This window comes from Streptomyces sp. NPDC057617, from assembly GCF_042800555.1.
Taxonomy (GTDB): Bacteria; Actinomycetota; Actinomycetes; order Streptomycetales; family Streptomycetaceae; genus Streptomyces.
Genome location: NZ_JBHVGV010000020.1, coordinates 29343 through 43756, shown reverse-complemented (window position 1 = coordinate 43756; position 14414 = coordinate 29343). Strand labels below are relative to the sequence as shown.

Below are 14414 nucleotides of genomic sequence, written 5' to 3'. Positions count from 1 at the left end.
GGCGCCTCCTTACGCGGTCTCGTACCGCGGGTTGAACACCATGTCGACCGCGCTGCCGGGGCCGGAGCCGTCGAGCTGGAAGGTGATGGGGGTGGTGCCGGGATCAAGGCCCCACAGCACGGCGGTCGGCCAGTCCAGGGCTCCCACCCAGTTCTCGCCGTCCTGGTACCGGACCTGCGGCGGATCGGTCCTGACCGTGACCTGCTCTCCGGCGAGCAGGTTGCCGTGGCCGACCTCCGGGGCGTTGGGGTCGAGGGTGAAGGACTCGCCGGTGTCCTCGCGCGTGAAGACGACCAGTGATGCCGGACCGGTGATCGTCCACTCCGGCCACATCACCGTGTCGCCCGGGTTCATGACCGTGGTCGCGCCGAGGACCTGACTTGATGACACCGATGGGTACGGGGCCAGGAAGTCGAGGCCGACGCCCTGTTCGCGGTGCACGGTGAGCGGGACGGGATCCACCCAGTACGGGTCCTCGCAAAAGAGGCTCATCACGGCGGTGTCCGAGATCCAGCCCGTACCGCGCGACCCCTGACCCTCGAAACCCTGCTCGTAGAACACGGCGATCTGCCGGCGGGTTCCGTCCGGGCGGGCGATCTCCAGCACCCCGGGGCCCTCCCGCAGCGTCCTGGTGAATGCGGTCGCGAGCACCCGCCACCGGGTCACGAACTCCATGTGGGTGTTGCCGAACACTCGGAGCGGCCACACGATCGACCGCGGCTGTGCCTGCACGTGCCGCAGACGCGCGCCCCCGCGCGGGCGCGCGTCCGTGGTCAGCTCGTACGGCGCCGCCCCCAAACCGCTCACGCCCTCAGCGAGGGTGGTCCAGCCCAGTGCCCGCGTCGTCAGCGGCCACGCCACCCCCGTTGGGTCGTAGTAGGTGACGGTGGCCCGGCCCAGCTCCGGGAGGATGATCCCGCCGCCACCGCCCGCAGGCGGCTCCCCGGTCTCCGGCGGGGCAACGACGGGGGCTGCGATGAGCGGCATCTATCGTGGCCTCCCCACTCTGGCGCGGGCGTCCTGGCGGCGCTGGAGCACCTCCAGGTCCCGGATCGTCATCTCCCGCTGCGTCAGGTTGTAGGTGGTGTACGTACGCCTGTCCGTCGACGCCGCCCCACGGCTGCCCGCCGCCCCCCTCGCTGGCTGAAACCCCGAGGGCGGGGATACGAGGCTGGTCATGGACCTGTCGACTGCCCGTCGGCCAGACTCAATGCCCCGCCGCAGCCCTTCGGCCGTGTACGCGCCCACCTGCGCCATGACGCGGGACGGGCTCTTGATCCCGAGTGCCGTCCTGATCGCCTTGGACATGGACTGGGCGATCGTCATCATCTGCTTCTCGATCGCCTTTTGCTGTGACTGGAGCCCCTTCACCAGGCCCTGCGCGGACCGGATGCCGGCTCCGTACATCGCGTCCCCGGCCACCGCGCCAGCCCGGCTGGCCGCGGTGACGAGTGCCCCCTGTGCGCCGTTGATCTGCTTGATCTGCGCGGCACTCGCCGTGGCCAGGGCGTTGGCGGTGCCGAGGCCCTGCTCGACTCCGGCCTCCGCGATCTGCGCGATCAGGTCGCTTCTGACGCCCTTCTCGCGGAGCTTCGCGAGTTGAGTGGCGAACAACTGAGCCTGTTGGAGCCGATTGGTGAGATTCCCGAGGACGGCTTCGGCAGTGGTAGGGCCCCCTCCACCTGCGGTGATGTTCGCCGCGTCGAGTACGCCGCCCGCGATGTCGGCGGCAAGCTTGTCGCGGGCCTTGATCTGATCACTGAGGCTTTTCGTCGTGGCCTTGAGCCGCGCCGCGAGCGAGGCTTCCCGGGAGGCGAGCGTGGCCAGCGTTTTTGTCCCGCTGCTGATCTTCGCCAGCGCCGCGCTGCGCTTTTTCCCCGGGTTCAGGCCATCGCGGACGATGTCCGCGAGCTTCGTGGCGGCCGACCGTACCTGTTTCGAGGTGCCGGTGAGGCCTTCCACCAGGCCGCGGGCGATCCACCTGCCCTGTGCTGTGGTCACCTTGGACGGGCTGGCAATCCCCAATGCCTTCGCGATCGGGCCGGGAATCATCGACTTGGCCCAGCCAGTCAGCTTGGAGCTGATCCAGCCGCCCATGCTGGAGATGCCGTTCCACAGGCCCTGGACGATCGAGATCCCTTTGCCGACCAGCAGGGTGCCGAGGTTGCCCAGTGCGCTGCTGATCCGGCCGGGGAGGGACCGTACGTACGAGATCAGCCCTACTACCTTGGTGGCGACGCCCGTACGGATGCGATCCCAGTGCCTCAGGAAGAAGCTGACCAGAGGCATGTTCATGATGTAGCTGAGGATCGATGCGCCGACGCTTTTGATCTTTCCCAAGACCCAGTCCCACGCCTGACCGGTCCACTTTTTGATCTTGTCCCAGTTCGCCACGATGACCGCGACCAGGCCCACAACCACAGCGATCACCCAGCCCACAGGCCCCATCGCCACGAGCCATTGAGCGGCCATCGTCGCGGCCCACACCACAGCCCGCGCGGCCATCAGCGCGAACTGCGCCACGGCCACGGCTGAGGCCCGCAGGACGGCCGCAACCCACGTACCGATCGCTGCGAGCGCACTGCCCGCCCACGCAGCCGATGTTGTCGCCGCCGACACGACAGCAGCGCCCGCGATCCGGGCGTACACCATCAGCCCCACGGCCATCATCCGCGTCCAGCCCGCGATGGCTGCCCAGGTGGATGAGGCCATCACCGCGTTCGCGGTAGCCACTACGGCCGAACCGGCCCCGTACAGGATCATTCCGATCCTCACAGCGGCCAGTACGGTGACCAGCGTGGTCAGGACGGGGGCCGGGGTGTTGCTGACGACCTCGCCGAAGGCGCGCGCGACCAGTGTCGTCACACCGAGAAGCGGCGCGGCGGCGGTCAGGACCGCGAGCGCGGCTTCGGCGAGCACGGCCAGCGTTGCGCCGCCCTCGTCCGCCTTCTCCAAGAAGCTCGCGAAGCCTTCGGTGTTCTTGAGACCAACGCCCCAGGCCGCGAAGGCGGCCGTCATCCCCACCAAGCCGCCGGTCACTGCGGCCGAGGTCGGGAGGAAAGCCTGGAGCAACCCAGCGAAACCCCTGGCGAGGTTGCCGATGATCAGGACGAAATCGCGCAGGGCGGTCCCGGACGCGGCAGCCATATCCGCCGCCCACCCCTTGAAGTTGGCGCTCTTCACCCCGACCGCGACCCGGTCAAGCAGGTCGCCCAGTGCCGACGCTGCGGCCCGTACGAAGGGCGTCAGCGTCGGCAGCAGAGCACGCAGGATCTCGATGCCGCGGGTGAAAAGAGGCATCGTCGTGCCGGACAGGCTGTCAGACCAGTCCTGATAGTCGCCCTTCAGCGCAGCGAACGCCTTCGCCGTCGCCCTGGTGGCTGGCGGCAGGTCCTGCATCGCCACCGCAGCAGCAGCGTCGGCTTCCGTCGCGGCCTTCGTCGCGGCCTCGACCTCGGCGAGCGCCCGCTTGTACTCCTTCCCGCCCTTCGCGGCGAGCTTCGTCGCGAGCTGCTTCTTCAGCAGCACCTTCTCGTGAGCAGCGTCCGCCGCCTCGGCGGCCGTAGCCGCGTCCTTCACCGCGTCGAGCTGCGGCTGCGCGGCCAGGGTGAATGCCTTCACCGCGATACCGGCCGCGACCGCACCTGCGGCAACGCTTCCCAAGGCGGTCGCGACTGCCGCGACCGCAGGCACGCCCAGCTCGACAGCCGCAACCGCGGGCACGAGCCGCTGGAGACCGGATAGCGCTCCGCGGGCGCCCTCGCCAATGCGCCGGGAGAGGGAGCGCCCCATCGCCTCCGACTCGGTCGTGAACCGACCGTGGAGATCCCTCAGGCGGCCGTCGGCATCGCGCGTGAAGCCGCGCAGGCGCAGCTCGGCAGAGGTCAGCGTCCTGGTGTACGGCCTGTCGTTCAGGCGGAGCCCGGCGACCAGCTCACCAAGGTTGAGCACCGTCGCACCCCTTTCGGCCGTAGTTCAGGGGTGGAGGTGGAGGTGCGGTCTACCGTGGCTCGGGAGGTGCGAAGTGTCGGGAGAGACGGCACTCGGAACTCAGGAGGCCGTAGATCCGGATCTTCAGCCAGCGCCAGGACCGCTCGGCCAGCAGCAATGGGGCACCGACGTCGATGCCGTAGACCTCGTGGAGATCAGCCTCGATCAGCGGCCATTGCTCCAGCAGGAGGCCCCAGTTCAGGTCGGGTCGGCCGCCGCCTTTTTGGCGGCGCGGGGCTTGGCCGGGCGGGTACTCGTACCACTCGTGGAGCCCCGTGTGCGGGTCGACTTCGCCGCAGCCGATGAGGCCGCCCGGCGCGTCTCCCGATTCGGGGCCTGGGGAGAAGGGTCGCTGTCGCCGCCCGAGGTCCAGTACTTCTCGGCGGTTTCACTGTCGTGTGCGATCCACAGGACAGTGGTGATTGCGACGTGCTTGAAGCGCGGCCAGTCCAGCCCGGCCAGCAGCTCGTCGTACCGCGGCCCGAGCGCGTCCTTGTACAGGTCCAGCTCGCGCGCATCATCGAGGACTTCCTCGCTCGGTTCAGCTCCGCCGGCGGCCAGTGCAAGGCCGCTCTCCATGACGGTCTGGATCTTCAGGCCCTTCTCGGCTGAGGGGCCGGGGATGACCACGTCGCGCATCGTGCCGTCCCGGAACTTGACCGGGAGAGTGAGGCTGTCGTCCTGGAAGTCGTCCAGCGCCTGAAAGCGCCCCATCAAACGGCCAGCGGATTCGTGATCGGCGTGAGCGGGCCCGTACCAGTCCATGTGCACTGGATCTGGTCAAGAGCCGTATACGGGCCGCCCTGCGGCTCCCAGACCGGCAGGGCCCGCCCCTCGTACGCCTCGGGCCCGCCCTTGCGGTCCAGGAAGCGCAGGTGATTCCGCGAGGCGTCACCGTTGGCGAAGAAGGCGAGCCTGATTGCCTCGTGCACCGGGGAGTACACGGTGGAGTCGGGCGAGACCTTCCGGTTGAAAGTAGCCACGACCTCCCACGCCTGGCCGGTTTTGTCGTTCCCAGCCCAGCCCTCACCGTCATATTCCGACGAGTCCTCATGATTGGGTGCCGCGGTCCACTGGAATTCGGTGATTCCGGGGCAGAGTTGCCAATCGGGCTCGTCCGCCGTGCCCATGTTGATTTCCAGCTTCCAGCGGCGGGCCAGCGCTGTTTCTGTGGCGGTCTGTGGGGGCGTCGTCATGGCCCCTCCTATTCGTACACGTAGGGAGCGGACCGACTCGTCCGCAGGTAGTAGTTGGCGGACAGCTCCTCGCGGGAGTGCACGTCCTGGCCCATCAAGGCCTGCGACTGACGCCACGCCAGAGCGACCCGGACCGGCCCGAGGTAGACGTCCTCCCGGCCGTGCAGGAGGTCGCGCACGCTGTCGGCCAGGTCGAGGACCTCGCGCGGGTCCGGACCGGCACGCATCCGGATCTGCACGGCGGTGATCACGTCTGTGCCGCCGGTGTCTTCGACCGGGTAGGGGGTGAGGGAGATGATCCGGTCCGGCGCCTCGGGGACCTTGGCGATTGTGATGCCGGTCTCGTCCGCCGCGTAGACACCGGACGGCCGGTACACGCCCAGCCCTTCGCCATCCATGAGCACGGCGAGGCCGGACAGGAGATCGCTGGTGAAGCCCACGGCACCCCCTCCGGACAGGCGAAAGGCCCCGTACGAGCGGGGCCAGGAAGGGCGGACGGGTCAGCCGCGGAGCCAGGCCCGCAGCGGTACGGCCATGAGCCGGAGCATGACTTCACGCTCCGAATTCATGGCGTTTTCAAGGTATTTGGCGGTCCGGCCGGGCAGGTGCTTGTAGTCCAACCGCTCATGTTGCACAACGGCGTACACGGTGTCGTAGGTGATCGCGCCGTTCAGGCCGTCGCGGGTTGCGCGGCCCGAGCGCTCCAGCGTGCCCTCTTCCAGCGGCACGTGGTCGTTCGAGACGCCGAGGGTGTGCTCCAGCGCCCGCTGGAGCCCCTCGCCCGCGAGACGCTGCCCTCGGGACGTCCACAGGCGTCGGCCCTCCCAGGACATGCGTGCGTACTGCGTCACTGGAGGATCACCTCCAGGTGCTCGGGGAGCGGCAGGCGCCCGGCCGCGCGGTCGTGCGCGACGATGACCGTGGTCTTCGTGCCGTCGGGCAGTGTGACCTTGGACTTCGTCGGAGCATTCACGGCGCCGCGCCGGCAGTAGAACGTCGACGAGGCGACCACCTCGTCCCCGCCCGGGGCGCGGACTAGGCGTGCCGTCTGCTCCAGAAAGCCTTCGACGTCGACCGGTGCCCCGTAGACGGGGCCGTACGCTCCGGAGCCCTCGTACGGCTCGACGGTGATCGTGTGCTGGAGCCAGATCTTCGGGAGCTTCATGATGAGCACACCAGCCCCAGGACGAACCGGTCGGCCGTCATGTCCGGCCCGCGGAGCGCCTCCATCGCAGCGTCCGCAACCTCTCGGCCGCCAACTGGCCCGGAGGACCCCGATGCGCCGCCCGGACCCGACAGGCTGGCCGAGCCCAGCTTCACCGTCCCCCACCGTCCGGCGACACCGAGTTCGTCGCCGGTCTCCTCCCACCATCTGACCTGTTCGCACACCGCCGCCGCGAACGCTTCTGCCACGACTGGATCGGTGGGCATCCCGAAGCCATCCACCTTGTACCAGCACAGCCGGAGGACCCGGCTGTCGAGGAACCGCGACGCGCGGGCGAGCGCCCCCTCGTCGGGCACCTCCTCCCCGGTGAACGCCAGGTACTCGGCGGCCGTCGCGTAGACGCGGGCCACGGCCACCCCCCTATGCGCTCGTGCCGTCGTCGCCGTACCGGGCGATCAGCTCGTCGCGGGTAAGGCCGTCGATCGCGGCCTCCTCGTCGGAGTTCTGCACGCGGGTGCGCGCGTAGGCCACCCACTCGTCCTTCTTCGCGGACCGCGCCGGACGCACAGGCCCGGCCGGGGTCGGCTCCTCTGGGTCGAGGCGGGTCCAGTTCGCCAGCCGCTCCAGGCGCCCGCGCGGCGCCGGCAGGGTGACGATGTCCCCGGTGTTCTCGTTCTTGTACTGCGTCATTGGCCCCTCCTGGGGTGTCTCGGCGGAGGTGTGCGGTGGGGCGCCGGACCACCTCCGGCGCCCCACCATCCCGTCGCCCATTGCCGGGTCAGGAGGTCGCGTCCGCGCCCTTGATCAGGACGGCGCGGTTCGCGTCCAACGTCTTGGTGCCGTACAGGCAGTCGACCGAGACGACGGTCTGCTTGTACTTGATGTCGTAGTCGTAGACCACGCGCAGCGCGAAGCCCTTGTAGTCCATGATCGCCGCGTCCTGTGCTCCTGGCGGAACCTCCAGCGTCCGGGTGACCAGCGCGAACGCGGTCCGGTGGAAGGCGACGTTCACTTCGGTGGTCGGTTCGCCCGCGTCCGGGTCGGCGTCCGGGCCCGCAATGTTTTGCGTCATGTACGGGTCGAAGCCGGACGTCCGCGGGCCGAAGCTGGCCTCGCGGAGGCCCTCGGTGTCGCCCCGCTGGTCGGCCGTCCTCCATACCTTCTCCGCCATCCAGCGGGCCTTCGTGCGCGGCCCCACCACGACGTTCCGGGAGAGGGGCGGCACGTTCTTCGTGTCGAGGAGCGCGCCGGCCTGGATCAGGACTCGGGAGTCGCTCCAGGGGTACGCCCCGTTCGGGTAGTTGTACTCCTCGCCCCCGGTGTTTTCGGCGACCCCGCCGACCTCCTGCACGATGTCGTCCCGGAGCGAGAGAAGGTCCCGGTCGATCTTCTGGGCCATCGCCTCCATCGCCGGGTCGAGGAGCTGCTCGCCGAAGTCCTGGATCTCCAGGTTGAGCTGCTCCGTCGTCACCGTGAAGGAAACGTCTGGGAAGTGGTTCAGGGTGATGGCGACCCCGGACTCGGTGGCGTTCTGCGGGACGATGCCCGTGCCGCGGTTGAACTCGGTCGCAACGAAGGTAGCGGGCTTCCGCACGGTGATCGTGTCGCCCACGCGGCCGGCGAAGTCGGCCTCGTAGTCGCGGTGCACGAGCTGCGCCATGTGCGTCTCTTCGTACAGGGTGGCGAGCGCCCGCTGCGCAATGATGTCGGGGGTCAGGAAACTGTTGGCCATCGGGGCCCTCTCTTGTGTGGCTCAGCGGCGGGCCTTGCGGCGTGCTTCGCGCTGGGCGTCGACACCGGTGGTCCGGCTGGGCTTCTCGGTCTTGCCGCTGAAGTTGGCGGATGTGCGTGTGGGCGCCTGGCCTGCGGCTTTGAGTTTCGGATTGGCTTCGACAGCCGTCTTGATCGCGGCGTTCACGGCCTTCGCGAAACCCTCGTCGGCCGGGTCGAGGTCTTTGATCGACCGCAGGAACGTGCGGGAGTCGGTGAGGGCGTCCGGGTCAGCGCCGAACTTCGCCGCACCCCGGTACACCGCCAGCTCGACCGCCGTCTCACGGTGAGCCGCGGTCGCCTTCTCGATCTGCGCGGTGAGCGCGGCCGGGTCCGGCGGAGCCGTGTCGTCGTCCTTTATCAGGCCGAGGACCTTGCCCAGCTCCTTCGTGATCTCGGATCGGGCCTCGTCAGCAGCAGCCTTCTTCGCCGTCGTCCTGGCCTTCGCAGCCTCGGCGTTCGCGGACTTCAGCTCCTTACGGAGTCGGCCCAACTCAGCCGCCGGGTCTTCTTCGGCCTTGGCTGGGGGCTTGGGCTTCTGCTTGCCGTCGTCCTTGCCCGCGTCGTCGTCCTGGCCGTCGTCGTCCCCGGTCCCGCCGGCATCGTCGTCGTCCTGGCCGTCGTCATTCCCGCCGTCGTTGTCGTCGCGGTCGGATCCGGAGTCGCCTCCGTCCCCGCCGTTGGCGTACAGGTACGGGTCGAAAGGGCCCGTGGCGTAGGGGCGTACCCAGCCGGCACCAGCCAGCCGAGGGAGGGTTCGCTTCTGCATGTCGTGCACTCCTGGTGCTGAGGGAAGGCCGGCGCCTGGCCGACCGGTGTTCCCGGCCCGCGCCTGGCGGGCCGAAGTCAGATGGCGCGGTCGATCTGCTCGCGCGCGGGCTTCCGCCGGAGATCGGGGTGCGCTGCGACGTGCGCGCGCTGGGCGGCCTGCCACTTCCGCACGTACGCCCCGGCTCTGCGGCGCGTGACCTCGTCGAGCGCGACCGCCTGGCGCCGCTTCCACGCGCGGATGTGCCGCTCGATTTGGCGCTGCCGCTGAGTGTCCGCGTACGTCGTGCCTGGCGTCGCGTGATGCGGCGGACGAGTCGTCACCCCGGGCAGGTACGCCGCGAGGGAGTGCCTACAGCTCGGGTGGAACAGGCCGGCGGCACGGGCCTCGGTGAGCGACCCGGCGACGTGCACGGCGACCGTGCGGCGGCGAGCGAGCAGCCGGGTCGGCTGGACCGCGTGATCCACGCGCACCGTGTGCGGGCCCGACTGCCCGTTGATCGTGAGGATCTCGCCCTCCCACGGGCGGCAGAGCGGGCACTCCAGCGGGGCGTCCGAGACGATGACGAGCGCCAAGCCCAGCTCGGTGAGAGCGTCTGTATGTCCCTCGACCGCGGCGCGCGCGGTGACCGAGCGCACGGCCATCTCCGCGTACGAGGCGAGGTTCCAGGAGCGGCCGGCAGCATCCACGAAACCCGTGATGCCCTTGTTGGCGAACTCGTTGAGCGCCTGTTGCGCGGCCTGCCTACGCGTCATGGCGCCCAGAAGGACCGTTCCGGACGCGCGCGCGATGACTCGCCGGTACGTGTCGATGATCGCGCGCGTGATGCGTACGTACAGCGGGCGCGTGTCCTCGGCCAGGCTCGCGGCCAGGCGGTCGACCACCGGGGCGTTCGGCAGGACGTCGCGCGCCACCAGCTCCCGGCCGATGTCCAGCCCGCCCATCTCCGCCACGGCCGCCTGCCGGCCCCGGTTGTAGGCGGCGATCAGTGCGCGGGCGGTCGCACCGTCGGCGTCCTGCTGGAGCGCCGCCGAGATGATCTCGACAGCGCTCCGCAGGTTCCCCACCGCTGCCAGCTTCAGCTCCGCCCACCGAGGGCTATCGATGCCCGCCTCAAGAGCCGCCGCCAGACGCTCCAGGAGCGCCGTCTCGGCGCTCTCGTACAGCTCGCGGACCTCGCGAGCCAGGTCCTCCGCCATCGCTGGGGACACCGGCATGACGCCCCCTCACCTACGCCATGGCGCCGATCCGTGTCGGATCCGGGACAGCCGTCCCGTTCTCCTGCTGGATACGGGCCACCTCGGCCTGGACCGCGGCGTCGTCCCAGTCCGGATGCGTCATCCGTACGAGCGTGTCCGTGGACGCAGCCTGAGCCCGCCGGAGGACGTCCGTCGTATTGGCGAGCGTCAGCGGATCCTCCTGAACGGAGTCCTCGAACTCGATGATTGGCCGCTGGGGGATCGCCGAGCCGCCGAAGACGTGCTTATCGACGGCGAGCAGGGCCTCGGTCGCGTGGGCGAGCGCGGGGCGCCAGCGGAGGATCTTCCGGCCCCGGGTCGTCATGCTCCGACGTTCCTTGGAGACGACCTCGGTCGCGGTGACCGCGACGTCCCCGCCGAGCCCGAACGTCTGCGCCGAGTAGCCGGCCGATCTCAGGATCTGGTTCACCAGGTCCTCTGCCGTCCCCTGGTGCTCGGCCACACGGATTGCGAACTGGGCCACGGTGAGCTGCTGGCCGGAGTCCGCGCGCGCCAGCATGTTGATGCCCGCGAAAGCCTCCTGATCCGGATTCCAGGACGCCCCCCGGCCCGGCCCGTTGCTTTGCAGGTAGGAGTCTGGGACGACGATCCGGCCCTTCCCGAGGCGGATATCCCTCATCCATGACGCGTAGGTCTCGTCCAGGGCGTCCATCAGCGGCTCGACCCCGTCGAGGTCCGACCGGCCCAGGTCCGCGAGGTCGGGTTCGCAGCGCCAGCGGCGGGAGTTGGCGTTCGGGACGTGTGCCACATCGAGCCGGGCGAACCCTGTCTCCAGCCAGCCCTCATCGTCGACGAGGGCAGCGAATTCCGCGGTCTTCGGGTGGTCCTCCAGTGGCACCGCGCGGCCGAGTTTCTCCTTCGTGCCCAGGTAGAGGCCGTGCTGGATGCCGCCCGGCTCGTGGCGCTCCAGGTGCCGCCAGACCAGCCCGTCCTCTTCGTGCACGATCTGCCAGAACGTCACCGCGGCGAGCCTGCCCCACCGGAATTCCGGCAGGGCGCGGTCCGCATGCACGGCGTCGAGCCAGGGCTGATCGGTGATGTCCTTGTCGTAGACGGGCCGCAGGTAGACGCCCCCGAGCACGGCGCCCACTTCGGCCGCAGTCTGGAGCGTGGCCAGCATGCCGTCGTCGACCAGGGTGTCGAGGCGTTTCGTGGTCGAATCGTCGGTGACGGTCATCTTCGGCGGCTCGGAGAAGAGCAGGTCAGCCGACCCGGAGCAGATGTCCCCCGCGATCGGGACATGGAGCTTCGTACGGCGTTCGCCGGGGGCTGTTGGGGTGCCCCACCACCAGCGGGCCACACGGCCGACCACGCCGCCGGCGAACTGGTAGCGCTTAGCGTCCAGTCCGATGCCTGAGCCGCCGCCGTAGAGCTGCTCCAGGCGATCCGGGTCACCGGACCACCAGGTGTCCCAGCGGGCCATGGATTCGAGGGCGGGCCTGAGGTCCTTCGGAGGCCATGGGATGTTGCCGGTAGGCAGGGGCATCAGTCGCGCTCCTTCTCCATCAGCAGCCCGGCCATCTGAAGCCATGAAGATGCGATGCTGTCGAGTTGCCCCATGAGCGGCAGGTTCGTGAGCTCGATCTCGGCCCGCTCCAGGAGCCGCGCCGCGTTGGCGATCGCCTGATCAGCCGTGGGCATCATGCGGCGACCTCCAGCCGGGTCGGGATGTAGGGCCGCCACAGCGACTCGGTCGTACGGACGCCGTACCTCAACGCGTCGCAGGAGTGATCGTTTTCCTTGATCGGTGCGTCGTTGCCGGCCTCCGCCGCGGTGTCGTCCCAGGAGTAGCCGGGCAGCTCCTCGATGGCGCCGGTCGCGGACTCATGGATCAGCAGGTTGCCGGTGGCGAAGAGGCTGGAGACCGTACGGATGCCGTCGAGGACGGCGTTGTCAGCGGTCGTCACGCCCGTGACTCCGTCGCGGTGGAGCTGCTCGATGAAGCTGGACGCGGACGGGTCGACGACCGTCCACTCCGGGCTGACACCGACGGACGGCGAGTGCGGGACGGGAACCTTCGCCAGCCACTGGCGACGGGCCCGTGAGTACTCCGCATCGGTGAGCTGGCGGCGGGCCATGCGCGAGTCGTGCCGGTACTCGCTGACCACGTACAACCGTCGGTCGGATCCGAGCCCGAGCAGCACGTCCGCGAAGGGGTTGACCGTGCCGTAGTCGACGGCATCGCAGAGCCAGCGGTCGATCCGCGGCAGGTCCCGCACGACGTGTTCCGCAGGGTCGAACATCTCGTAGACGGCGCCCTCGGACTGCACCCAGGCGCCGAGGATGAAGCGCCGATACCAGAGCCCGACGTACTCCTTCTTCAGCGAGGTGACGTAGTCCTCGTCCAGCGAGGGGTTGTCGTCCAGGTTGAAGTGCCACGACCGGAGGTTCAGCTCGCCCGCGCGGTCGATGTATTCCTTCTTCAGCCAGTGCCCGGGGTTGTCCGGGTTGGTGGTGCCCATCAGCTTCGCGCCCTTGACGGACAGTCGGCCGAGGAGCTGTCGGAAGAAGTCCTTCGGGAGCAGCGACACTTCGTCGCAGTAGACGAGGGAGACGGTGGCGCCTCGGATTTTCCCCTCTGCCCGGCGGTCGTTGGCGCCGATCAGGTGGACCGTACGGCCGAGGATGACCGCGGTCTTCGCCCCGGGCGTCCACACGATCAGCTTGGCCAGCGAGCCGAAAATGCCGGGGTCGACCAGGGGCTCCATGATGTTGCGGCCGATGGTGTCCAGCGTGCGGCCGGTGATGAGGATGAGGCCGGCGCGCGGCGCGGTTGCGATGGCGGCGAGCAGCGCGATCAGGCTCGCGATCGTCTTCCCGGACCGGATCGCGCCGTGCCAGATGTTGATGCGGGCCGTCGCCTCAACGATGGATGCGATCTGCTTCCGGCTCAGCGGCAGCTCGACGTTCTGGAGCATGCGTCATGCCCCCTCGTCGGCCTCCTGGTCCTGCTGGGCCTTGTAGACCGAGGTCAGGCCGGACATGAGCTTGGTGATGAGCGCCAGGCCCTCCTCGGTGCCGGTCTCGTCCTTCGGTGGCGACAACTTGAGCGACCGGTCAATGGCGGTACCGGCAGCACTCATGAGCGTGCGCTTCACGTCGGCCGGCGCCTCGGGGAAGGTGTGCTCCTCGTAGGTGTTCTCCTTGCCACCGAACGACCACACGGTGGTGGGCTCCCACATCTGCTCGCGGAGCCGCTCGGCGTCCGCCTGGAAGTTCTCGGCGAGGCGTACGCGGCGTTCTGCGAGGTCCATCTGCCTGACCTCGGTGGCGGCGGCGACTTGGCCGGCGCGGGCGGCGAAGCTGATGCCGAGGTCTGTGGCGATGTCGCTGATCGTCCGGCCGCTGCGCTTCAGCTCCTTGGCGATCTGATTCCGGCCCATGCCCTCGGCGTGCAGCTCGCGGACGCGTTTCCGTTCGGCTTCGGTGACGGGGTTGCCCTTGGCCATATGGCGTCGCCCCCTTCGGCGTTTGAACGCCTTCCGTCGGGCCCGATCGGTACGATCCGGACACCACTAGGGAGGGGAACCCATGTCTACCAATGTGCGCCCGGACATCGACGCCGCTGTGGCCAAGCTGAGCGGCACGCTCGGCTCAAAGCGAGAGATCGCCAAGCTGCCCGAGGTGCTGTGGGAGGGCGAGACTGTCGACATGCTCGCCACGGGCATCTACGGCAAGGGCAACGGGCTGGTCGTGATGACGAATATGCGCCTGATCTTCCTGAAGCACGGGATCATGGGGCAGCAACTGGAGGACTTCCCGTACCCGAAGATCAGCTCGGTCCAGTGGCAGGGCGGCATGATCATGGGGACGATGACCGTGTTCGCCTCGGGGAACAAAGCCGAGATCAAGAGCATGCCGAAGGACAACGGTAAGGCTCTGGCAGACAAGCTCCGCATGGTGCTCGCGCGGGGCGGCGCTGCTCCGGGCGTTCCTGCCGCCGCCGCAGCGGTGCCACAGCAGCAGGATCCGGCGAGCCGCCTGGCGACACTCGACCAGCTTCGGGCGGTCGGGGCGATCAGCGACCAGGAGTACCAGGAGCGTCGTACGGCGATCCTGAACAGCATCTGACGCGGCACGTCGAAGGCCCCGACCAGCGTTGGTGGTCGGGGCCTTCGGTGGTGTGTGGGCGTTTCCGGGCAGCCCGGATCCGTCGGCTCATAGTGCGACACGAAGGGCCGATCGCGCAACTACATGGCGGTGGTGGCAGGCGCGGGGCCCCCCCCGGGGGTAGCTCCCCCCGGCGCCCCCGGCACAGCGGACGG

General features: G+C 69.2%; 17 protein-coding genes. 1 reads left to right on the top strand and 16 read right to left on the bottom strand.

Annotation, left to right across the window (positions count from 1 at the left end):
* Positions 1–9 precede the first annotated feature (9 nt).
* From ACFU9P_RS33185 to ACFU9P_RS33110, 16 genes are all read right to left on the bottom strand, one after another.
* Positions 10–987 (bottom strand): phage tail protein, encoded by a 978-nt coding sequence (locus ACFU9P_RS33185; protein WP_384088197.1) that lies wholly within the window; start codon positions 985–987, stop codon positions 10–12.
* Entirely contained in the window at positions 988–3951 is a 2964-nt protein-coding gene (locus ACFU9P_RS33180) for a hypothetical protein (RefSeq protein ID WP_384088194.1), read from the bottom strand.
* Between the two features lie 237 nt (positions 3952–4188).
* The gene (locus tag ACFU9P_RS33175; RefSeq protein WP_384088191.1) at positions 4189–4755 is read right to left on the bottom strand and encodes a hypothetical protein; all 567 of its coding nucleotides are present in this window, start codon (positions 4753–4755) and stop codon (positions 4189–4191) included.
* Entirely contained in the window at positions 4704–5186 is a 483-nt protein-coding gene (locus ACFU9P_RS33170) for a phage tail tube protein (RefSeq protein ID WP_384088188.1), read from the bottom strand. Before ACFU9P_RS33170 ends, ACFU9P_RS33175 begins: the two co-directional genes overlap by 52 nt.
* A gap of 8 nt (positions 5187–5194) precedes the next feature.
* Positions 5195–5626: a minor capsid protein gene (locus ACFU9P_RS33165; protein WP_384088185.1), complete on the bottom strand. Its 432-nt coding sequence runs from the start codon at positions 5624–5626 to the stop codon at positions 5195–5197.
* Between the two features lie 60 nt (positions 5627–5686).
* Positions 5687–6037, bottom strand: coding sequence for a hypothetical protein (locus ACFU9P_RS33160; protein ID WP_384088182.1), 351 nt, complete (start codon positions 6035–6037; stop codon positions 5687–5689).
* Positions 6034–6351 (bottom strand): hypothetical protein, encoded by a 318-nt coding sequence (locus ACFU9P_RS33155; protein ID WP_384088179.1) that lies wholly within the window; start codon positions 6349–6351, stop codon positions 6034–6036. The genes ACFU9P_RS33160 and ACFU9P_RS33155 overlap by 4 nt, the downstream gene beginning before the upstream one ends.
* Entirely contained in the window at positions 6348–6761 is a 414-nt protein-coding gene (locus ACFU9P_RS33150; protein ID WP_384088177.1) for a hypothetical protein, read from the bottom strand. Before ACFU9P_RS33150 ends, ACFU9P_RS33155 begins: the two co-directional genes overlap by 4 nt.
* A gap of 10 nt (positions 6762–6771) precedes the next feature.
* Positions 6772–7041: a hypothetical protein gene (locus ACFU9P_RS33145; RefSeq protein ID WP_384088174.1), complete on the bottom strand. Its 270-nt coding sequence runs from the start codon at positions 7039–7041 to the stop codon at positions 6772–6774.
* An 88-nt stretch (positions 7042–7129) separates the two neighbouring features.
* Positions 7130–8083: a P22 phage major capsid protein family protein gene (locus ACFU9P_RS33140; RefSeq protein ID WP_384088171.1), complete on the bottom strand. Its 954-nt coding sequence runs from the start codon at positions 8081–8083 to the stop codon at positions 7130–7132.
* A 21-nt stretch (positions 8084–8104) separates the two neighbouring features.
* Positions 8105–8890 (bottom strand): hypothetical protein, encoded by a 786-nt coding sequence (locus tag ACFU9P_RS33135; protein WP_384088169.1) that lies wholly within the window; start codon positions 8888–8890, stop codon positions 8105–8107.
* Positions 8891–8967: 77 nt separating this feature from the next.
* Entirely contained in the window at positions 8968–10107 is a 1140-nt protein-coding gene (locus ACFU9P_RS33130; RefSeq protein WP_384088166.1) for a phage minor capsid protein, read from the bottom strand.
* Positions 10108–10120: 13 nt separating this feature from the next.
* On the bottom strand, positions 10121–11635 hold the full coding sequence (locus tag ACFU9P_RS33125) for a phage portal protein (protein ID WP_384088163.1): 1515 nt from the start codon (positions 11633–11635) through the stop codon (positions 10121–10123).
* Entirely contained in the window at positions 11635–11793 is a 159-nt protein-coding gene (locus tag ACFU9P_RS33120; RefSeq protein WP_384088160.1) for a hypothetical protein, read from the bottom strand. Before ACFU9P_RS33120 ends, ACFU9P_RS33125 begins: the two co-directional genes overlap by 1 nt.
* Positions 11790–13067, bottom strand: coding sequence for a PBSX family phage terminase large subunit (locus ACFU9P_RS33115; RefSeq protein WP_384088157.1), 1278 nt, complete (start codon positions 13065–13067; stop codon positions 11790–11792). Before ACFU9P_RS33115 ends, ACFU9P_RS33120 begins: the two co-directional genes overlap by 4 nt.
* Positions 13068–13070: 3 nt before the next feature.
* A complete protein-coding gene (locus ACFU9P_RS33110) occupies positions 13071–13598 on the bottom strand; it encodes a helix-turn-helix domain-containing protein (protein WP_384088154.1) in 528 nt (175 codons plus the stop codon).
* 82 nt (positions 13599–13680) lie between these two features.
* On the opposite strand from ACFU9P_RS33110, the gene ACFU9P_RS33105 reads away from it, so the two are divergent.
* Positions 13681–14220 (top strand): PH domain-containing protein, encoded by a 540-nt coding sequence (locus ACFU9P_RS33105; protein WP_384088151.1) that lies wholly within the window; start codon positions 13681–13683, stop codon positions 14218–14220.
* The last annotated feature ends 194 nt before the right edge of the window (positions 14221–14414 follow it).